18 protein-coding genes and 1 pseudogene are annotated in these 20,427 nt (G+C 63.5%); 4 read left to right on the forward strand and 15 right to left on the reverse strand.

Annotated features, from left to right (window positions below; translation table 11 throughout):
* Positions 1 to 260: 260 nt before the first annotated feature.
* The 10 genes from OU419_RS14755 to OU419_RS14800 all read right to left on the reverse strand — a co-directional run bounded on the left by OU419_RS14755 (position 261) and on the right by OU419_RS14800 (position 9,458).
* A complete protein-coding gene (locus OU419_RS14755) occupies positions 261 to 1,097 on the reverse strand; it encodes a PhzF family phenazine biosynthesis protein (RefSeq protein WP_254476361.1) in 837 nt (278 codons plus the stop codon).
* A 181-nt stretch (positions 1,098 to 1,278) separates the two neighbouring features.
* On the reverse strand, positions 1,279 to 2,052 hold the full coding sequence (locus tag OU419_RS14760) for a 1,6-dihydroxycyclohexa-2,4-diene-1-carboxylate dehydrogenase (RefSeq protein ID WP_254476359.1): 774 nt from the start codon (positions 2,050 to 2,052) through the stop codon (positions 1,279 to 1,281).
* Positions 2,053 to 2,064: 12 nt separating this feature from the next.
* Positions 2,065 to 3,393, reverse strand: a complete 1,329-nt coding sequence (locus tag OU419_RS14765; RefSeq protein WP_254476358.1) for an MFS transporter — start codon at positions 3,391 to 3,393, stop codon at positions 2,065 to 2,067.
* A 474-nt stretch (positions 3,394 to 3,867) separates the two neighbouring features.
* A complete protein-coding gene (locus OU419_RS14770) occupies positions 3,868 to 4,767 on the reverse strand; it encodes a SphA family protein (protein WP_254476356.1) in 900 nt (299 codons plus the stop codon).
* A gap of 78 nt (positions 4,768 to 4,845) precedes the next feature.
* Complete coding sequence (locus tag OU419_RS14775; RefSeq protein WP_254476354.1) at positions 4,846 to 5,907, reverse strand: NADH:ubiquinone reductase (Na(+)-transporting) subunit F; 1,062 nt, start codon at positions 5,905 to 5,907, stop codon at positions 4,846 to 4,848.
* A gap of 11 nt (positions 5,908 to 5,918) precedes the next feature.
* A complete protein-coding gene (locus tag OU419_RS14780; RefSeq protein WP_254476352.1) occupies positions 5,919 to 6,278 on the reverse strand; it encodes a phenol hydroxylase subunit P4 in 360 nt (119 codons plus the stop codon).
* A gap of 58 nt (positions 6,279 to 6,336) precedes the next feature.
* Positions 6,337 to 7,851, reverse strand: coding sequence for an aromatic/alkene/methane monooxygenase hydroxylase/oxygenase subunit alpha (locus OU419_RS14785; protein ID WP_254476351.1), 1,515 nt, complete (start codon positions 7,849 to 7,851; stop codon positions 6,337 to 6,339).
* 32 nt (positions 7,852 to 7,883) lie between these two features.
* On the reverse strand, positions 7,884 to 8,153 hold the full coding sequence (locus tag OU419_RS14790; protein ID WP_254476350.1) for an MmoB/DmpM family protein: 270 nt from the start codon (positions 8,151 to 8,153) through the stop codon (positions 7,884 to 7,886).
* The gene (locus OU419_RS14795) at positions 8,150 to 9,145 is read right to left on the reverse strand and encodes an aromatic/alkene monooxygenase hydroxylase subunit beta (protein ID WP_254476349.1); all 996 of its coding nucleotides are present in this window, start codon (positions 9,143 to 9,145) and stop codon (positions 8,150 to 8,152) included. Before OU419_RS14795 ends, OU419_RS14790 begins: the two co-directional genes overlap by 4 nt.
* A 55-nt stretch (positions 9,146 to 9,200) precedes the next feature.
* Positions 9,201 to 9,458, reverse strand: a complete 258-nt coding sequence (locus tag OU419_RS14800) for a phenol hydroxylase subunit (RefSeq protein WP_254476347.1) — start codon at positions 9,456 to 9,458, stop codon at positions 9,201 to 9,203.
* Positions 9,459 to 9,844: 386 nt separating this feature from the next.
* On the opposite strand from OU419_RS14800, the gene OU419_RS14805 reads away from it, so the two are divergent.
* Positions 9,845 to 11,548, forward strand: a complete 1,704-nt coding sequence (locus tag OU419_RS14805) for a sigma-54-dependent Fis family transcriptional regulator (protein ID WP_254476345.1) — start codon at positions 9,845 to 9,847, stop codon at positions 11,546 to 11,548.
* A gap of 166 nt (positions 11,549 to 11,714) precedes the next feature.
* On the forward strand, positions 11,715 to 12,635 hold the full coding sequence (gene catA, locus OU419_RS14810) for a catechol 1,2-dioxygenase (RefSeq protein ID WP_254476343.1): 921 nt from the start codon (positions 11,715 to 11,717) through the stop codon (positions 12,633 to 12,635).
* Between the two features lie 302 nt (positions 12,636 to 12,937).
* Here catA and OU419_RS14815 read toward each other — a convergent pair whose 3' ends face one another.
* Positions 12,938 to 13,900 (reverse strand): bifunctional GNAT family N-acetyltransferase/nucleoside diphosphate kinase regulator, encoded by a 963-nt coding sequence (locus tag OU419_RS14815; protein ID WP_254476341.1) that lies wholly within the window; start codon positions 13,898 to 13,900, stop codon positions 12,938 to 12,940.
* Positions 13,901 to 14,091: 191 nt separating this feature from the next.
* On the opposite strand from OU419_RS14815, the pseudogene OU419_RS14820 reads away from it, so the two are divergent.
* Both OU419_RS14820 and OU419_RS14825 read left to right on the forward strand, forming a co-directional pair.
* Positions 14,092 to 14,361: pseudogene (locus tag OU419_RS14820) on the forward strand (transposase); the annotation flags it as partial.
* A gap of 236 nt (positions 14,362 to 14,597) precedes the next feature.
* Positions 14,598 to 15,749 carry a PASTA domain-containing protein gene (locus tag OU419_RS14825; RefSeq protein WP_254476339.1) on the forward strand — a complete coding sequence of 384 codons (1,152 nt, stop codon included), beginning with the start codon at positions 14,598 to 14,600 and terminating at the stop codon, positions 15,747 to 15,749.
* Positions 15,750 to 15,998: 249 nt separating this feature from the next.
* Here OU419_RS14825 and OU419_RS14830 read toward each other — a convergent pair whose 3' ends face one another.
* The 4 genes from OU419_RS14830 to OU419_RS14845 all read right to left on the reverse strand — a co-directional run bounded on the left by OU419_RS14830 (position 15,999) and on the right by OU419_RS14845 (position 20,223).
* Positions 15,999 to 16,973, reverse strand: coding sequence for an electron transfer flavoprotein subunit alpha/FixB family protein (locus OU419_RS14830; protein WP_268171596.1), 975 nt, complete (start codon positions 16,971 to 16,973; stop codon positions 15,999 to 16,001).
* Positions 16,973 to 17,737, reverse strand: coding sequence for an electron transfer flavoprotein subunit beta/FixA family protein (locus OU419_RS14835; RefSeq protein WP_268171598.1), 765 nt, complete (start codon positions 17,735 to 17,737; stop codon positions 16,973 to 16,975). Before OU419_RS14835 ends, OU419_RS14830 begins: the two co-directional genes overlap by 1 nt.
* Positions 17,738 to 17,870: 133 nt before the next feature.
* Positions 17,871 to 19,013 (reverse strand): acyl-CoA dehydrogenase family protein, encoded by a 1,143-nt coding sequence (locus OU419_RS14840; RefSeq protein WP_254476528.1) that lies wholly within the window; start codon positions 19,011 to 19,013, stop codon positions 17,871 to 17,873.
* Between the two features lie 13 nt (positions 19,014 to 19,026).
* Positions 19,027 to 20,223, reverse strand: a complete 1,197-nt coding sequence (locus OU419_RS14845; RefSeq protein ID WP_254476529.1) for an acyl-CoA dehydrogenase family protein — start codon at positions 20,221 to 20,223, stop codon at positions 19,027 to 19,029.
* Between the last annotated feature and the right edge of the window lie 204 nt (positions 20,224 to 20,427).

Below are 20,427 nucleotides of genomic sequence, written 5' to 3' on the forward strand. Positions count from 1 at the left end.
CACGGCGTTATCCGAAAAACGCCAGGATCTGAGTCAATCCGTGGGACGTCGCCGCTGAAGGTCCGTTTCGGCGCGGCAACTGGCGCTCACCGATAGCCAATACCGACTGCCGGAAGTGCGCTGGAGGGAGCAACCGATAAAGGGAACTAAGCTCAAGCCCCCGCTAGGCGCCGGTGACTAAGGGCTGCAATCGCTCACAGGCAGACGCCCGGTTGGGCAAGCCGACCGCTCGCCCTCGCCTTTACAGTTCGTCCGGCTCGTCAGAAGACAGCCCTTCCCGAAATACAGTGCTGCACTTCTCCACCCACCCAGATTGTCCCGTCGATGTCTTCGATCTGTAACCGGCCGCGTCGCCCTATGACCGTGCCCTGGCTGACCATGTAACGATCACGAAGGATGCCTGCGCCAATCAACCACTGAGCCAGACCTGCATTGAGACTTCCCGTGACCGGATCCTCATTGCATTCCTCTCCCATGAAAGTTCTGACTTCCACATCCGCTTCTGCCTCGGGTCCTGGCCAAGGAGCAATGACACCGACATTCAGCCCCTGCAGTGCGGCGTAGTTGGGTTTGATAGCCAGGACTTCATCACGACTGGCAAGCAGCACTCCCGCCCAGCCAGGACCGTTGTCTACCCATTGGCTCGCCAGTATCTGCCCGGCAGAAAGACCGAGCCCCTGCTCGATCTGGTGCAGCGTCATTGCGTCCAACGGACCGCTGCGCAGCAGCGGTGGAGCGGAGAAAGCCAAGTACCGGCCCTGCTTGCGTACACGAATCAATCCAGCCGGACACTCCTGAATGATCTCGATGTGATCGCGGTGGTCTTGCTGTTTCAGCCATACCTCGCAGCTCCCTAGAGTAGGGTGCCCGGCGAAGGGCAGCTCCCGAAGCGGGGTAAAGATGCGTACGCGGTAATGCGCCTCTGGCGCTTCAGGCTTCAGAATAAAAGTGGTCTCACTAAGTTGAGTCCAACGGGCAAACGCCTGCATCTGCCCGGTTGTAAGCTCGTCGGCCCCCACTACTACGGCCAGCGCATTTCCCTCGTGAGGACGTTCGGCAAATACATCGACCTGTTCGAATTGCAAATAAAGCGGCATCAGATTTCCTGGATAGCTATCGGCTGACCATCGCCAACTGGAGGGCGAGGCTAGTCGCTACGCGCAGACAATGGAAGGGTACTCAGGCCACGATACCGCAAGAGCAGGCAGCGATCGGCCAGATGCGGGCGTTTGCAGCTCATCCGCCTGGCCGATCGCATTCGATACGTCGAGATGAAGATTAACCGAGATCCCCACCACCCACCGGCAGGGTCACACCGGTGATGTAGCTGGCCTCGTCGGAGGCGAGGAAGAGGATCGCGCCAACCTGCTCGTCGATGCTGCCGTAGCGCTTCATCAGGCTGCTGTCGATGGTCTGGTCGACGATCTGCTGGTACCAGACCTTCTCCTGCTCGCTCTGCTGCGCCGCATTGCGCGGAATGCGCCGGGGCGGCGCCTCGGTGCCGCCCGGCGCGGTGGCGTTGACCCGCACACCGCGCTCGGCGGTCTCGAAGGCCAGGCAGGCGGTCAGCGCATTCACCCCACCCTTCGCCGCGCCGTAGGGCACGCGATTCACCCCGCGGGTGGCGATGGACGAGACATTGACGATGGCACCCGCCCCCTGCTCCAGCATCGGCACCAGCGCGGCGCGGCAACACCACAGCGTCGGGAACAGCGAGCGGCGAACCTCGGCCTCGATCTCCTCCTCGGCGTAGTGCTCGAAGGGCTTTGCCCAGATGGTGCCGCCGACGTTGTTGACCAGGATGTCGAGGCGGCCGAAGCGTCGCAGGGACTCGTCCACCACGCGCTGGCACTCGGCGAAGCGCTCCAGGTCGGCGGTCAGGGTGAGCACCTCGCCGCGCTGGCCGAGGTCGTCCTGCAACTCGTGGACGATCTCGGAGCGATCCACGGCGATGACCGCCGCGCCCTCCTCCACCAGCCGCTCGGCGACGCGCCGGCCGATACCCTGGGCGGCGCCGGTGACGAGGGCAACCTTGTTGTCGAAACGGGACATGACGTTCTCCTGTCAGTGTGCGGCCACGAGCCCGCCCGAAGGCTTCTCGCTGCCACGAATGAGGGCCACGGCGACCAGCGCCAGCAGCAGGGGGACGGCTAGCGCCAGGTAGAAACCGCCGACGCCGCCCCATTCGAGAAAGGTTCCGCCCAGGGCCGAACCAATGATGGCGCCCACCCGGCCCAGGCCGATGGCCCATCCGGTAGCGGTAGCGCGCAGGCTGGTCGGGTATGCGGAAACCACCAGGTAGTTGAGGGCGATCTGCTGCCCACCGATTCCCAGGCCCGCCGCGCCCACTAGCAGGAACACCAGCGCCCAGTTATCGCCGCTCAGCGACAGGCCGAGGCTGACCAGCACGCCGAGAGTGAACAGGCCGAGCAGCACGTTGCGGGTGTTCAGCCGCGGCAGCAGGATCGACAGCGGAATGGCGCAGAGGATGAACACCGCATTGACCGTCACCGTACCCAGCGGCGCCTGCTCCACCGGCAGCCCGGCGGTCTTTAGCACGGTGGGCAGCCAGGAGAGGAACATGAACCAGGCCACCCAATTGAACAGGTAGGTCAGCCAGACGGCGAGGGTATTGCGCGCCAGCCCTGGTCCGAACAGGGCGCGTACGCTGGTGCGGGTGGCGGCCTCCGGCACGCTGAAACGCACGTCTTCGGCGAGCGGCCGCGAGCTGATGCGGGCGAGAATGCGGCGCACCTGCTCCGTCTCGCCCGAACGGCTGGCGAGGAACTGCAGCGACTCCGGCAGCGCGAAGTACAGCCCTACCAGCAGCACCAAAGGCAGCACCCCGCCAGCGAGGAAAATACCCTGCCAGCCAATCAGCGGCATGACCTGGGCGGCGAGCAGCCCGCCGAGCATGGCGCCCGCCGGCAAGCCCAGCAGGATGCCGGTGACGATGGCACCGCGCAGGCGCGCCGGACCGTATTCGGAGGCGAGCGCCAGCAGTACGGGCGTGGCACCGCCCATGCCGAGGCCGGCGAGGAAGCGCAACACGAGGATCTGCTCGGCGTTGGTGGCGAAGGCCGTCGCCAGCGTGGCCAGTGCGAACAGCGCGACCGCCCCCATCACCGTGGGGCGGCGGCCGAAGCGGTCGCCGAACAACCCCAGCGTCATGGCGCCCAGGGCCATGCCGACGATGCCGGCACTGAGAATCGGCGCCAGGCCGCTGGTGGAGAGCTGCAGGGCCTCGATGATCGCCGGACCGGTGTAGGCAATGGCCTGGGTATCGAAGCCATCGAAGATGGCGACCAGGAAACACAGCGCGAAAACGCGCCACTGGAAGGAACTCAAGGCGGCGTGATCTATCACGTCAGGTATGTTGCAGGTTTGGCTCATAGGATCTCCGCTGCGCGGGCGATGCCGCGCTCATTATTTTTATGCCGGCCCAGCCAGGGCCCAGCCGGGAGGCTAGAGCGAGGCGACGCAGAGGAAAAATACTTTGTCCGCATGCCTGCATACCCAGAGGGTATGCAAGCCATAGTTGGCCTCAATTCGCGCTGGCGAAAACTTCTCGTAACAGAAATGGGCCGGAGTGATTCCGTTCCTCATGAGCGGGAGAGCGTGTGGGGATTGGGTGTGGATGACCTCCGTTCCGGGCCGGTAGCAGACATCGCTTCCGGCTGTGCGGACGCTCGTTGGCGGGGCCATAGTCAATGGATCCCGGTGCTCCTTCGCAAACGAACCGAGCCCCTCTATCTGCACGGCTGACCTGGACGTGGCCGGTACTCTTGCTCTGGCGGCGCAGGCCACCAGAGCAACGGAGTCCATTAACAATATCCATCGCAAAAGCGACGATGGGCAATCGATGCGTCAGAAGGGTACTGTCAATTTCAGCCAGTACGCATCGCCTTGAGCACGGTTGCGCACTTCGGTTTCCTTTGACCACTTGGCGGTGACGAACCAGCCCTGCTCGCCGCTGTACTTGATCGACGGGCCGATGGCGAAGCTGCGCCCCTTGTTGTCCTCGATGCGTTCGCCGTCCTGGCGGTCATCCGTGGTCTGCCGGTAGTAGTAGCCGCCCAGGCCTGCCACCCAACCGTTGCCGAAGCCCCAGCCCACCGCGTAGTCCACGTGGAACTCCTGCCCCGAGCGGTAATCGGTGTCGGGGTTCTTGCGGTTGAAGTCGTACATCACCTTGGCGTCGGCATTGAGCCCGGCGGGGTCTACGTAGGTCATGGCGTATACCGGCTCGAACACCCAGTAGTTGCGGCCGGGGTTGGCCAGGTCGTCCTTATCGTAGCGGCCGGTGGGAGCGATCATGTCGAAGGCCAGAATGCTGTGAAAGTTGTCGTTGTGGTGGAAACCCAGGGCCGGACCGAAGATCACGTCGCCCAACCCGCGGTTGTGCTGCGACTGGCCGTTGAGCTGCACCTTCACGTCCACCAGCGGTACGATGGCGTGCAAGGCAAGGCTGCCGCCCAGCAGGTTGTGGTCGCTGACCCAGATCAGCCGCGGAACGATGGCGTTGGCGCGCACGCTGAAGTCCACCGGCAGCTTGCGGCCGTCGTTACCGCGCAGGTTGTCGGCCTCGTAGTGATTGACGAACACCTGACCGTAGAAACCCGGCGGCGGCATCGCCCCGGACATGTAGTTCTCCGCGCCCAGTGGATAAGAGGTGCCACCGCCCTCGGTGGCATGGGACAGGTTGGCAGCGCCGAACAGCGTGACGCAGGCGGCGAGGCGGAACAGGTTCGCAAGGGTGGGATTCATCGGGTCAACCTTTGTTGTTGTTATCGGTCGGGTGCACGCCGGCCCCCCGCGCAAGGCAGGGTGCCGGATGGTGCGGATTCAGATGCGCTTGAACAGCGCCGAGCGCTGGCCTTCGCCAGCTCCATCGGCAGCGCTGTAGAAACGCTCCATGAAGATGTCGCGCTCGAACAGGCGGCCCTGCATCAGGCAGGTGACGGCGGCGTCGATCATCGGCGGCGGCCCGCACAGGTAGGCCTTGTGCCCGCTGAAGCGGCCATCGAAATGGTGTCGGGCGGCATCATGTACGTAACCGCGATAGCCATCCCACAGCTCATCCGTGGCGGCCTGGCTTAGGGCCGGCACGTAGGTGAAGTTGTCGTGCCGGGCGGCCAGTTCCTCGAACAGCTCACGGTTGTACAGCTCGGCGCGGTTGCGCGCCCCCTGGAACAGCGTGATGCGCCGCGTATCGCCGCGCGCCAGTAGGTCGAGGATCATCGACTGCGGGCTGGAGAGCCCCGAGCCGCCGGCAATGAAGATCAGGTCGCCGGGCTGCGAGCCGCGCACGAAGAACTGGCCGTAGGGGCCGGAGAGTTCCAACGAGTCCCCCACCTGCAACCGCTGGTGGATGTGCGCGGTGGCAACGCCGCCTTCCACCAGGCGCACGTGCAGTTCCACCTCGTCCGGGCGGTCTGGCGAATTGGCCAGGGAGAATGCCCGCGTGCCCTCGATGCCTGGTAGCTGCAGGTTGACGTACTGGCCAGCCTGGAAGGCCATCGGCCGGTCGAGCTTCAGATGCACGCCGCGAATGGTCGGCGACAGTTCCACCAGGCGGGTGACCACGGCGCGATAGTCCTCCACCGGGTGGCCGGCGAAATCCGCATCGACATCGATATCGGCCTCGATCACCAGGTCGCTCCGCGGAATGGCGCAACAGGCGAGAACCTTGCCCTCGTCGCGCTCCATGTCCATCAGCGCAAAGGACGAGGCCGCACCGAGGTCGACCTCGCCTTCGAGCACCTGGCACTTGCAGGTGGCGCAGGTGCCGTGGCCGCAGGCGAAGGGCAGCCAGACACCCTGGCGCAGGGCGGCCTGGAGGATGGTCTGGCCCTCTTCCACCTCGATCTGTTCGCCAGTGGGTTCGATGGTGACTTGATAGCTCATGGCGGCGCTCCTCAGTTGCGGCTGCCGCCCAGGCCTTCGAGGCCCGGGGTGTGAAGGTGCAGCAGGCTCTTGTGGGTAACGCCGTTGTCGCTCAGGCCGCGTGCCGGATCGGGCGTGAACGGCTGTTCATCGAGGCGCCACCGGGCCGCGGCGAAGTCGACCTGCGCGGCATCCGGGTGCAGCGAGATGGCCGGCTTGACCACCTGCTCGACGAACTCGGCAAAGGGCTGGGCCGGGTTCACCGGCAAGGTGAAGGGCGCGCAGAACAGCAGATGGTTCTCCCAGCACAGGTAGACCAGTTGCGCACCGTGGAAGTTGGCCTGGCGGTCCAGGGGTTGGGCGGTATAGCTACCGATGGCGGTCACGGGCATGACGATATTCCTCTTGTTCTTGTCGGAAGCGGGACGCGGCCTGCGCGCCCGCCGCGGTTCAGCCGGTCTTGCGCGCGGCGCCCTGCAGGTCCTGCCAGCGCTGCTGTTCGGGGGAGCCCTGATACTCGAAATTGTCCTGTCCGGGAGCGATGTTGTAGTAGTCGCGCACCACTGCCTCGACGTCGCCGCCGCCGCAGTTTCCCTGCAGGATCTGATGCACCGGCAGCCAGGCCTGCACGTACTTTTCAGGCTCGTGAGTGAAGATGTCGCAACAGCCGTCGGAGCAGAAGTGATAGCGCTCGCCCTCATGCAGCACGCTGCGGTGGCTCAGGGTCGTCGGGTCGTCCGGCTCGGTGAATGCCAGGGGGATCTGGCAGATCTGGCAGAGCATCGGCAGCGTCGGGTTGTAGAAGCGCTCGCCGCGCGCCTGCAGCTCGCGCCAGTGCTCGTAGCGCGGGCGGTAGTACTGGTCGAAGGTGTCCGGGTACTTGGCCGAGAGCCAGTCCAGCTCTTCGTCGGTAGGAATCCAGGTGTGGAAGTTGGTGGCCTGGCTGTACTGGTAGAAGATCGACCAGGCCTGGTGGCTGATGTGCTCCTTGCCGATGCTGGTCTGCTCGACGTATTTCGGCGGGCGGATGCCGTAGCGCTCCAGGTCCTTGAACAGCGCGCCGCCGGCCTGCTCGAAGTACACCTCCCAGGCCTCGGCCCAGGACATGACTTTGTTCGGCAGCATGTAGTCCATCATCATCCCGACCAGTGTCAGCAGGCGGTAGCCGCGCCAGAACCACTTGTCGATCCAGCGCTGGACGATGGGCACGTTGTCCTCGTGCTGCTCCAGCAGGAACTTGATCACCTCCAGGCCCAGGGTCATATGCCGGGCTTCGTCGGACTGCGCCGAAAAGCCGAAAGTGACTGTGGCCATGTCGCCGTTGAAGGCCGCACCGGACATGAAGGGCACGAAGAGCAGGTTGGTCAGCACGTACTCGAAGGAGAACGAGATGGCCGTGAGGAACTCGAACGGGCCGGCGGTACGCGCATCCTCGAAGAACGACTTGGGCACCGAGAGGAACCACACGCGGTCGTGCATGTGGGCAAAGTCGTGCAGGCCGTTGAAATGCTTGTTGTAGTGGCTCATCGCGTGAACCTGAGTCTGCACGTGACGCAGCTCATCGATCGCCTGCATCTGGCAGGCAACCCGCGCGCCGGCGCCGCCGAAGTGCCGGCCGACCCGCGCGAAGCCCTGGTAGGCCTGGTATTCCAGGGGGGTGACGCCGCACAGGAAGAGCTTCAGCGCGTTGACATAGCGGGCGTCGGAGATGTTCTGGTGGCCGTTGTTCTGGGCGAAGGCATCGAAGATCGCGTAGAGCTTCTTCTCCTTCTCGGCCTGGTACTTCCAGTAGGCATCCATGGTCAGGCGGAAGGGGTCTTCCCACTTGTCCCAGTCGGTGATCCTGATGCCCTCGAAGCGCTCGTAGGGGTAGATGTCTTCCTTGCTCTGGTAGCTCGGCTCCCAGCCCAGGTCGCGGGTCATGCAGCGGTACTTGTCTTTCTGGTTCAGGCGTTTGGCGGCCATGCTCGATCTCCGGATTCTTGTCGTTGTGCGGATCAGTTCCAGTGCAGGGCGAAGCGGTCTTCGTCTTCCTCGACGTTGCCGCCCAGGGTGATGACGTCGATCAGCATTTCCTGCACGTCCCATTCGCGGCCGATCTTTTCCTCCACCGTGGCGCGGTGGATATCCAGGCGGCCTTCGGCCTGCACGCGGATCATCGCCGGCTGGTGCTGGACCTCGGCGTGGGGGTTGTCCTGGACGATTGCCTCGACGATGTAGCGGGCGGCGTCGTTGTCCTGGAAGGCGATGTAGACGAGGGAAGTCATGGGGCAGCTCCGCTCAGGCCGAGTTTCTTCAGGCGCGCGCTGAAGGCGTTGTCGATGGCGTCGAGGGCCTCGCGCCCGGGCCCGACTTCCGCCAACGGCGCCAGGGCCTCCAGGGCGCGAGCGCGCCATTGGGTGAGCCAGCCATCGATCAACTGGCGGTTGTGCTCGCTCTCGGCGGCCACGGTCTTGACCAGGGCGTCGACCCAGCGCTGGCTCTCGCTGAACCACAGGCGCATGAACTCGGTGAGCATGCCCACCTGCCCTGCCCCCTCGGCGACCAGTTGGGCGTCGAAGCGCTCGAACAGCAGCGGGTACAGCAAGCCATCGCTCACCAGGTTCTGCGCCAGGCTCAGCTCGAACCAGTCGCGCACCACCAGGGTGTCCTCGACGTAGCGGCGCACGCCTTGCCAGGCCGTGTCGTGCAGCCAGCGCTGCTTGGCCTCAGCCAGCAGCGCCAGGCCGTCGTCTTCCAGCAGCAGGCCGATGCGCGACAGGTACTGGGCGATGGCCAGGCGGTCCATGGCCTGGAACATGTGCATCTGGGTGACGCTGGTGCCGAAGGCATCGGCGGCGATGCCGCTGTTATTCATGTTGGCGCCCAGTTCGGCATGGCGCAGTGGCAACAGAAGCCGGGCGATCAGCGCACGCTTTTGCGCGGGCACTTGCGCCAGCAACTCACGCCTTTCGCAGAAGGCGAAGTCGTGCTCGGCGTTCTCCTGCATCCGTGCACGGGCCTGGACGTAGGCGCCGTAGTAGTACTGGCGCGGATCGCTGACGGTGTACCAGTCAGCCATGTGTACAGCGGTGCGGGTGGGGTCATTGAGCAGCTTGTCCGGCTGCCACAGCGGGCGGTAGTGGAAGTTGGCGGCCGCCTCGATGTCGAAGCTGGCTTCCTGGTAGCGGCTGGCAGGCTTGTCGCCGAAGCGCCGGCGGGTATGGCTGAAGGTCTGGCGGATCGGCTCGACCGTGGCCGTCTTGATCTCGATACTCATGCAAGGCGTCCTGTACTTGTTGTTGTGGGAAAGCGATGGACAGCGGGTGCCGGCGTCAGTCGTCCTGGCCGCGGCTCTCGCCGTAGCGCCACTTCTCCATGTCGGCGTCGACGGCGGCGGCCATCGTCGCGTCCATGTGGCGGACCCGGTTGCTTTCGCAGAAGCTGGCGAAGGCTGCACGCGGCAGGACCAGCTCGACGAACAGGTCCGGATAGCCGATGGCGAAGTCGAACTCGACGAAAGTGGCATCCGGCTCGCTGCGTACGCGGACGTAGCGCGGCATCTGCTCGAAGGGGGTGGTCGCTGAGGTCATGGGACATGCTCCGGTGGGCTCGCAAGGGCCAGAGCAACGGCTGTGCCAGGCGCGGGAAAAGTCGCCCGAACAAAATTCATCTAATTGATTTATAAAGATTTATCGGAAGATCACAGGCCCGGTGAAAGATCGTCAGCGACCAGCGTGCGAGCTACCCGCGCGGCCCGGATTGATCATTTGCTCAATCGTCCGACAGCTGCTGAAGCAAATGCGCAATGCGCTGCCCGATTGACTTTTCCCCGGCTTTCAGGCGGCTTAGAAAGAAGAGAGAACGACCCGTGCCTTGCCTGAATCACCGAGGTCGTCCCGGCACCCGTTACCCGTCCGCCATTGCCTGGGCGGAGCGTGCCACCACCCCATACAATTACAACCAAGGGGCGCAACCGATGATCACGCAGTACAGGGCGCCGGAACCTGCACCGGCGCTGAAGGACCTCACCGAGCGGGTCCGCTTCCTCGGCACCGAGGGCAAGATCTGGCTGGACGAGCAACGCATGCTGCTCGTCCAGGCAGCGACCATGGCGAGCATGCGCCGCGAGCTGATCGAGATGCTCGGCGTCGAGCGCGCCAAGGGCTTTTTCCTGCGCCTGGGCTACCAGTCCGGCCTGAAGGACGCGGAACTGGCGCGCAAGCTGCGCCCGAACGGCAACCCGGTGGAGATGTTCTTCATCGGCCCGCAACTGCACTCGCTCAAGGGCATGGTCAAGGTGCGTCCGCTGCAGTTGGAGATCGACCTGGACAGCGGCCATTTCTATGCCGACATCGAATGGCAGGACAGCTTCGAGGTGGAGAACTGCCAGCTCGAAAGCCTGCACTCCGAGCAGCCGGTGTGCTGGATGCTGCTGGGTTACGCGATCAGCTACAGTTCGTTCTTTGTTGGCCGCCAGGTGCTCTACAAGGAAGTCAGTTGCCGCGGATGCGGCGATTCCCAATGCCGGATCGTCGGCAAGCCGGTGGAACAATGGGAGGACGCAGAGACCTTCCTGCGCTACTTCCAGAGCGACCCGATCATCGATGAACTGCAGACTCTGCAGGTGCAGGTGGCGAATCTGCGCCAGCGCCTGCAGCAGGAAGCCGGGCAGTTCTACGGCATCGGCCAGGCAGCGGTGTACCGCCGCTGCTGCGCGCTGATCGACAAGGTCGCGCCGGGCAAGGCCTCGGTACTGTTGCTGGGCGAAACCGGAGTCGGCAAGGAGGTCATCGCCCGCAGCCTGCACCTGCGCAGCGAGCGCGCCGGCGGACCCTTCGTCGCGCTGAACTGCGCGACCATCCCGCCAGACCTGATCGAGGCCGAGCTGTTCGGCGTCGAGAAAGGCGCCTACACCGGCGCCCAGCAGTCGCGCATGGGCCGTTTCGAACGCGCGCATGGCGGCACCCTGTTCCTCGACGAGATCGTCGAACTCACGCCGCGCGCCCAGGCCAGCCTGTTGCGCGTGCTGCAGGAAAGCGAGCTGGAACGCGTGGGAGACACGCGCACCCGGCAGATCGACGTGCGGGTGATCGCCGCCACCCACGAAAACCTGGAGCAAGCGGTCAAGCAGGGACGATTCCGCGCGGACCTGTTCTATCGGCTGAACGTCTTCCCGGTGCATATTCCCGCCCTGCGCGAGCGCCGCGAGGACATCCCGCTGCTGATCGAACACTTCCTCCAGCGCCTGCACGAAAGCTACGGCAAGAAGACCCTGGGCCTCAGCGACCGGGCCCTGGAGGCCTGCCTCAACCACGACTGGCCGGGCAATATCCGCGAACTGGAAAACCTCATGGAGCGAGGCGTCATCATCACCGATGAGAACCAGAGCATCGGTCTGGACGCCCTCTTCCCCCACGCAGCGGCACCCACCGAAAGCATCGGCCTGGGCAGCGACGGACGCCTGGTGGCGGCCAGCGAGCAGAGTGCGCCGGACTGGATCGCACAGATCATCGACAGCGGAATCCGCCTCGAAGCCGTCGAGGAAGCCCTTATGCAGGAAGCCATGACGCGCTGCCGGCAGAACGTCTCGGAAGCTGCCCGCCTGCTCGGCATGACCCGCCCTGCCCTGGCCTACCGACTGAAGAAGTCATCGGGTGAAAGCGCAGCCGACTCATCTTGAGCATTTGCGCAATCGACCGGCCCGGCTTGATCAAATGATCGAGGACGGGCCGGCCGATCCGCCAGCCTAAAACAAAAATTCCTTATATTTCAGTCTCATAAAAAAGTGGCACTACCTTTGCTCACCGGTCTGTCACCGATAACAACAACGACCGATGAGGTGCCCCATGACTGTAAGAATTTCCCACTCTGCCGAAGTCCGCAGCTTCTTCGAACACGCCGCCGGCCTCACCCATGACCAGGGCAACCCGCGCCTGAAGCAGATCGTCCTGCGCATCCTGCAGGACAGCGCCAAACTGATCGAGGACCTTGCCATCAGCGACGACGAGTTCTGGACCGCCGTCGACTATCTCAACCGTCTCGGCGCACGTGGCGAAGCCGGGCTGCTGGTGGCGGGCCTGGGCATAGAGCATTTCCTCGACCTCCTCAGCGACGCCCGAGACCAGTTGACGGGGCGTACCGGCGGCACCCCACGCACTATCGAAGGCCCACTGTACGTGGCAGGTGCGCCACTGTGCGAAGGCGAAGCACGGCTGGACGACGGGCTCGATCCGGGCACGCCGATGCTGCTGCAGGGCAAGGTGCTGGACCTCGACGGCCAGCCGATTGCCGGCGCCATCGTCGATGTCTGGCACGCCAACACCCGGGGGTTGTACTCCTACTTCGACCCGAGCCAGTCGGAGTACAACCTGCGCCGGCGCATTCGTACCGACGCCCAGGGGCGCTACCGCGCGCGCAGCATCGTGCCCAGCGGCTATGGCTGCCCCGCCGACGGTCCGACCCAGCAGTGCCTTGATCAGTTGGGCCGCCACGGCCAGCGTCCGGCACACATCCACTTCTTCATCTCGGCGCCGGGCCACCGCCATCTCACCACGCAGATCAACCTCTCGGGCGACCAATACCTGTGGGACGACTTCGCCTATGCCACTCGCGACGGCCTGATCGGCGAGGTGACCTTCGCTGAAGATGGAGCCCACGGCATTGCAGGCCGTATCGCCGAGCTCAACTTCGACTTCCGACTGCAGCAGGCCACGAGCAGTGACGACGAGCAGCGCAGCCTGCGCCCGCGAGCGCTGCAGGACCATTGAGCGGCCCGGCAAGTGATCCGTTCAGGGCGACGCGCTGGACGGACGGCAGACGCTTGGGTTCCAGCGGCAACGCCATCGACACCGCGACGAGGAAAGGGCGAAATCAATGAACGGTCGCGGCCAACGATAGAATTGACTGGCACCGCTGATTTACTGGCGCCGGGCAGCACAACGGCGATTCGCCGAACCTCCGCGGAGGTTGGCAGGCGCTGTCTCGGGCCGCTGCAGAACGGTCCAATGGAAGGCGCGGCCCGTCTTGTGGGGGATCTGCCTGACGGACAAACACCGAGCCAAAGGCGCGATTACAGATGGAAGTCGCCCGCTGCCTCCGGCTGGTAAAGCACTTTCCTAATCCCGATTCGGCGGGTCCGATCAGAAACTCGCCAGTCGATGGCGTCCCCCTCCTGATAACCCAGGATGGCGGCGCCGATGTCGGAACACACTGAATGCTTCCCGGCGCTGCTGTCCGCGTCTTCAGGGTAGACCAAGGCCACTTCGATCTCTTCGTCGTCCAACTGCAGCAAGGCCCTGGAGTTCATCGTGACAACATTCCGCGCCACCTGCTGGGGTTTGACGACAATGGCTCGCTCCAGCTCATGTTCGAGCTCAACTACGGCCGGGCCTTGTTCGAGCACGATCAGGCTTTCGAGCCTGGCCTTGTCGATTTCAGTGATGTAGATCTCCGTGGAGTCGCTAATGGCACCTTCGCGCAAGAGCTGAAGATAACGCCCCGCCGTCATGGAAAATGACTTCAATGTCGGCGTTTCACTCTCAAGCAAAAAGCCACTGCGCAGAAAGGCTTTCAGCGAACGCGCGTTGTCCGGATGGATCCTGGCGATGAGATTCTCGGCCCGCATGTCGAGGAATGCCAACTTCATGCCTTCGCGGATCGTGCGGGAGCCAAGGTTTCGGCCCCATTTGTCACTGTCTCCGATCGCCAGGACTATCTCGCAATTCGAGCCGGTCTTGATGAGACGGACAAAGCCCACCGGGGCGTCATGCCGGTCATGGGCCATGAAGAATCGGCCGCCCCGATTGAATAGATGGGTCAGGATCGGCAACTGAGTCCGGTCGATGGCTTGCTCGATGGAGCGGGAGACATGACGTGAATCGCTCAGATAACAGGTGACCCGCTCATCCTCCAACCAATTCATCAGCGTCAGCGCATGTGCCCGAGTAATTTCAGGGCACAGCGAAATGAAAGGCTTGTTCATCTTCACCACACTCATTTGTAAAGGATGAAAGCCCTTCATGGCTGTGGCCATGACGGTTCTTTCGGCAACCGGTCATGTTAAGACATTTCGGGGTTAATGCCGAGCAACTGACGCAGGCTCCTGTTGGCCAGCCAAGAGCAAGCTTGAGCGCGAGGATTTGCATTCCTGCACCTGGGCTTTCAATTGCATTTGCTGCTGATCACACGCCCGGCAACATAGGCGTTCATTGGCTGAACTGCCGTCGGCGTCGGGTGAGTCGCTGGGAACACGAGGCGGTGCTCGAGGATATGCAGTCCCGCTTGGATCAGGCACCGGAGATGATGCGCATCCGCCGTCAGACGGTGGAGCATCCATTTGGCACACTGAAGGCCTGGATGGGCGCCACCCATTTACTCACCCGAACGCTCGACCGGGTAAGCACGGAAATGAGCCTGCATGTGCTCGCCTACAGCTTCAAACGGGTGCTCAGCCTGCTGGGCAATAGTGCACTGATGGCCGCGATGAGGGCCTGAAACCCTCTTCGCGCCCCGATGAACTCGTCGCGCAGCATCACGGAAGCTGCAGTTTCCCGAATCAGTTGAATGACTCGGGGCGACACGTCAGAAGCCCGCAGGGCCTCTGAGCGCCGCTATAACAATCCAATAACCAGCAATCCATCACACGCTGCGTTTTTACACAGCCTGGGCCAGAAGCGGGCATTTCTTCTATGATGTCACAACGCAATCACACGTAGACAACAGGGATGTCCATGAAGCTATTGCTCAGCTCCACCCTTCTTATCGCCTCGATCACCTGCGCCCATGCGGCTGGCACGCCCAATGTGCTTGGACAGACCTACGACACAGCCAGGCAGACCCTGGCCGCAGCCGGTATTACGCCGCTGACTCAGGAAGAAGTAGCGAAGGTTTCCTCCGAACCCGTCGACGACTCCGTCACCGAACAGCGCCAGCAAGGGCGACCGGAGGTTGAGAGTTGCAGCGGCGCAGGAGTTTTCTACTGCTATTACCTGCTGAAGAACAAGGACGGCGACATCTATGGCGCCAGCGTCTACATCCCCGAAGGCGGCGGTAATGATCGTGTGGAGAAGCTCGAAAAAACCAGCCGCCACCTTGAGCTTCCCGGCGCGAATGGTCGCTACGCGGCCGATGCCACTACCATTGCGCTCAACGCCCTGCAGATGCGCGTAGCGGCGGGCCAATGCGATGAGGCATGCGTCCAGGAAGAAATCGCCAGGCTCGCGCCGAAGAAGCTGCCAGTGATCAAATCGACCAACGATATGTTCACCGGCAAGCCGATACCGGACTACCGCAACCTCAATATCGCCGAACTGATGGAGATCACCCAGCAGCGCCAACTGGGGACCGTGAGCTTCGGCAACCCCGAATACGACTTCAACGCCTCGCCGGTATCCAAAGCCTTGTTCCTGGCCTCGAAGCAATCGACCCGCTACTGCCGCGAGGCGCCCAAGGGGCTGACCTGCACCCTGATCTTCATGGACAACCAGGGCTTCATGATCAAGGTCGAGATGACCGGCACCGACCTTGGCACCATGCGCTCCTCGGCTGTGTGGATCGCGAATGCCGACGACGACATGAAGGATGTCTCCGAACCCGCTCAACGCCAGTACGTTCAGGGGTTCCGCGATGCGCGGCTGGCCAGCGAGGATCCACGCGCCTTCCGCTCGCTCATGAAGACCCGCTACGACAAGACCGTGGACGCCCAGATGATGATCGTCCAGGGCCTGGAGTCCAACGTGAAGGATCAGGGCACCTGCAGCCGCCTGCTCAACCGGGCCTACCTGTATGTGGGCGGCAACAATCCCGAGCCGATGAAAGAACGCGCCATCGATGAAACCATCACCGTGCTGAACAAGTCGCAGTGCTTCATCCAGCCCATGTGATGCTCGCGGGCATCGTCAGTATCGACTGGCGGCGCCCGCAATTCGCTCCGAACCAGGGGCGCAAGCCTCATCATCTGCCTGGAGGAGTGGCTCCTCACGGTATCCATCTTCGTTGCCGGCGCAAGAGTCCGCTGCTGGAAGCGGATGCAAAGTCCGGGACGACCATGTTGATCACCACCGCACTCATGCTCGCTCCTTCACTTCCTGCATGCAGGCGATACCTGGCACCAAGGTGGACGACAGCACACCTCAAACGCTGGACTCGAAGCTCGGCACCGCTTCGAACAGGTCGGCGACCAGGCCGTAGTCGGCAACCTGGAAGATCGGCGCCTCTTCGTCCTTGTTGATCGCAACGATCACTTTCGAATCCTTCATGCCCGCCAGGTGCTGGATGGCACCGGAGATGCCAACGGCCACGTACAGTTGCGGCGCGACGATCTTGCCGGTCTGGCCGACCTGCATGTCGTTCGGCACGAAGCCGGCGTCAACGGCAGCGCGAGAAGCGCCGACGGCAGCGCCCAGCTTGTCGGCCAGGGAGTAGAGGATCTTGAAGTTGTCGCCATTGCCCATGCCGCGGCCGCCGGAAACGACGATCTTGGCAGCGGTCAGCTCCGGACGGTCGGACTTGGCCAGCTCTTCACCAACGAAGGCGGACTTGCCGGCATCGGCCGGGCCGGAAACCGCTTCGACAGCGGCGGAGCCACCTTCGGCGGCAGCGGCGTCGAAGCCGGTGCCACGCACGGTGATGACCTTGACGGCAGCCGAGGACTGCACGGTAGCGATGGCGTTACCGGCATAGATCGGGCGCTTGAAGGTGTCGGCGCTGACGACTTCGATGATCTCGGAGATCTGGTCGACGTCCAGCAGAGCAGCGACGCGCGGCAGGAAGTTCTTGCCGTTGGTTGTGGCGGCGGCCAGCACGTGGCTGTAGCCCTTGCCCCCCTCCTCTTTCACAAGCTCAGCGATCAGCGGAGCAACGTTCTCCGGCAGTTGATGAGCGTAAGCGGCGTTGTCGGCGACCAGCACCTTGGAAACGCCTGCGATCTTGGCAGCGGCTTCGGCCACACTACCAACGTTCTGGCCAGCGACCAGAACAACGATGTCGCCACCAATATTCCGGGCGGCGATCCGTTGCGCAGCAGCGACGGTGTTCAGGGTGGCAGCGCCCAGTGCGCCGTCTGTTTTTCCAGAGGAAGTGTGCTCAGCGATTACCAGGATAGCCATCAGATTACTTTCGCCTCGTTCTTCAGTTTCTCGACCAGTTCAGCAACGGACTTGACCTTGATGCCGGCGCTACGGGCAGCCGGAGCTTCGACTTTCACGGTCTTCACGGTGGAAGCGGTGGAAACGCCAAGGGCGTCCGGGGTCACCACGTCCAGCGGCTTCTTCTTTGCCTTCATGATGTTCGGCAGCGATGCGTAGCGCGGCTCGTTCAGGCGCAGGTCGGTGGTGACGATCGCCGGCAGGTTCAGGGCAACGGTCTGCAGGCCGCCGTCGATTTCACGGGTGACGTTGACCTTGTCGCCAGCCACTTCCACCTTGGAAGCGAAGGTGCCCTGCGCGTAGCCGGTCAGCGCAGCCAGCATCTGGCCGGTCTGGTTGTTGTCGCTGTCGATGGCCTGCTTGCCGAGAATGACCAGTTGCGGTTGCTCTTTATCGACGATGGCTTTCAGGGCCTTGGCGATGGCCAGGGAGTTCAGTTCGTCGTTGCTCTCCCCCTTGATTGCCTCGACGAGGATGGCGCGATCAGCACCCAGCGCCAGCGCGGTACGCAGTTGCTCCTGAGCGGCGTTCGGGCCGACGGAGACCGCAACGATCTCGGTGGCGATGCCTTTCTCTTTCAGGCGAACGGCTTCTTCCACGGCGATTTCGCAGAAGGGGTTCATGGACATCTTGACGTTGGCGAGATCGACGCCGGAGTTATCCGCCTTGACGCGGACCTTGACGTTGTAATCGACCACGCGCTTGACGGCTACGAGGACTTTCATGGGGACTCCTGAAAAAAACCGGGCCTTGCGGGCCCGGAACAAGGGGTGACTCTGTGCGGGTTCGGCCCGTAGGGCGAATAACCGCTTGCGGTTATCCGCCGTCATTCGGGCATCGGCGGATAACGCTGGCGCGCTATGCGCTCACGTCCATCAACTGGCTGAACACCTGCTGGTGATGGTCGTCATCGCCGAACTGGTGGCTGATCATCACCAGATGCTTGGCGTAGTGCGAGCCGAGGTACTCATCGGTGAGGCCGATACCGCCGTGCAACTGAATGCACTGTTCGGAGATGAAGCGCCCTGCCCGGCTGACGATGAACTTGGCGGCTGCCAGGGCGCGGCTGCGCTCGATGCTGTCCGGCTGATCGGCGACGCAGGCGGCGAGAATCGCCATGCTGCTCGCCTGGTCCAGCTCGCTGCGCATGTCCACCATGCGGTGCTGCAGGACCTGGAACGAACCGATGGGCACACCGAACTGCTTGCGCGTCTTGAGGTACTCCAGGGTCAGGTCACAGGTGGCTTCCATCGCCCCCACCGCCTCGGCGCATTGCGCGGCGATGGCACGGCCCTGCTGGTAGCGCAGCGCGGCGAAGGCATTGCCCGGCTCGCCCAGCACCTGCTCGGCGGCGACGAAAGCGCCATCCAGGTACAGCTCGCATGCCTTGAAGCCGTCAGCGGTCGGATAGACGCGGCGCTTGACGCCCGCCTCGGTCGGATCGAGGAGGAACAGGCCCAGGCCCTGCTCGTCGCGCTCGCCGCCGGAAACCCGCGCCGACACCAGGATCATCCCGGCGCTGTGTCCGCCGATCACCGCGACCTTGCGGCCGCTCAGCCGCCAGCCGCCGTTCACCGGCTCCGCGCGGGTGGCCACGGCGTTCAGTTCGTAATGGCTCTGCGGTTCCTCGAAGGCCACCGCCAGTTGCAGTTCGCCGCTGGCGACCGAACCCAGCAACCGGTCCTTCTGCGCCTCACTGCCCAGTTGGGCGAGCAGCCCGCCGGCGAACACCACCGATTGCAGGTAAGGCTCCAGGCACAGGCCGCGGCCCAGTTCGGTGTGCACCAGCATGCTTTCCACGCCACCACCGAAGCCACCATAGGCTTCCGGCAGGGAAACACCGGTCAGGCCCAGTTCGCCGAGCTGGCGCCAGAACTCTGCGCCATAGCCCAGCTCGCTGCGGCGGAAGGCTTCGCGCTGTTCGAATCCATAGGCGTCGCGCACCAGACGCGCCGCCGTATCCTGCAGCATCTGCTGCTCTTCATTGAGTTTGAAGTCCATGATCGGCTGCCTCTCAGAGTCCGAGGTTCACTTTGGAAACGATGTTCTTCTGGATCTCGTTGGAGCCGCCGTAGATCGAAAGCTTGCGCATGATGAAGTACTGGCTGGCGGCGGTGGCGCTGTAGTCGGTGTGCAGCAGATCGCCGGAGTTGGCCTGGTCCATTTCCTCTTCCAGGAACGGCAGCGCGTATGGGCCTACCGCCTTGCGCAGCAAGTGCGTGATGGCCTGGCGGATCTCGGTGCCGCGCACCTTGAGGATCGAGCTTTCCGCACCACTACCGGCACCCTCGCGGGCGGCGGCGAGGATGCGCAGGTTGCTCATCTCGGCAGCCATCAGCTGCATTTCCACTTCCGCAACCTGGGCGCGGAACAGCGGGTCCTCGATCAGCGGCCTGCCAGCCTTGAGCTCGCGGCCGGCGATGGCCTTGAGCTGGCGCAGCAACTGCTTGGAGAAGCCGATGCCGGCAAGCCCCGTGCGCTCGTGAGTGAGCAGATACTTGGCGCAGGTCCAGCCTTCGTTTTCCTTGCCCACCAGATTGGCCACCGGGACTTTCACGTTGTCGAAGAACACTTCGTTGACTTCGTGTTCGCCATCCAGGGTGATGATCGGCCGCACGGTCACGCCCGGCGACTTCATGTCGATCAGCAGGAAGCTGATGCCGCGCTGTGCCTGGGCCTGCGGGTCGGTGCGCACCAGGCAGAAAATCCAGTCGGCGTGCTGGCCCATCGTCGTCCAGGTCTTCTGGCCGTTGACGATGTAGTGCTCGCCTTCGCGTACCGCGCGGGTCTTCAGGCTGGCGAGGTCAGAGCCCGAGCCCGGCTCGGAGTAACCCTGCGCCCACCAGTCGGTCATGTCGAGGATGCGCGGCAGGTAATGGGCCTTCTGCTCCTCGTTGCCGAACTTGATGATCACCGGCCCGACCATTACCGCGCCAAAGGGCAGCACACGCGGCGCACCGAAGATCGCGCACTCTTCCTCGAAGATGTACTTCTGCACCACGCTCCAGCCGGTGCCGCCGTATTCCACCGGCCACAGCGAGGCATGCCAGCCGCGCTCGTTCAGGGTGCGCATCCAGAAGACGTTGTCTTCCTTGCTCAGACGTTTGCCGAGCTTGACCTTGGCGGCCAGGTCGGCCGGCAGCTTGTCGCGCAGGAAGGTCCGCACTTCCTCGCGGAAGGCCAGCTCTTCGGGCGTGTAGTGGATGTCCATCGAGGTGTTCCTCAGACCTGTTGTTCTTGTGGGCCGCGCAGGCGCGACGAGTTGGGTGCCGGGGTCGAGTATCGGGATGCGGCGCAGGGCTGGCTGTAGTTCGTTCGGACCAATTTCGGGAGGGATTTTCTTGCCGGTACAGAAAGCGAAAAGCCCGCACGGCATGCGCCGGCGGGCCTTCGCTTGGTTTTCTGCAGGTGCTGT

Source organism: Pseudomonas triclosanedens, assembly GCF_026686735.1.
GTDB lineage: Bacteria > Pseudomonadota > Gammaproteobacteria > Pseudomonadales > Pseudomonadaceae > Pseudomonas > Pseudomonas triclosanedens.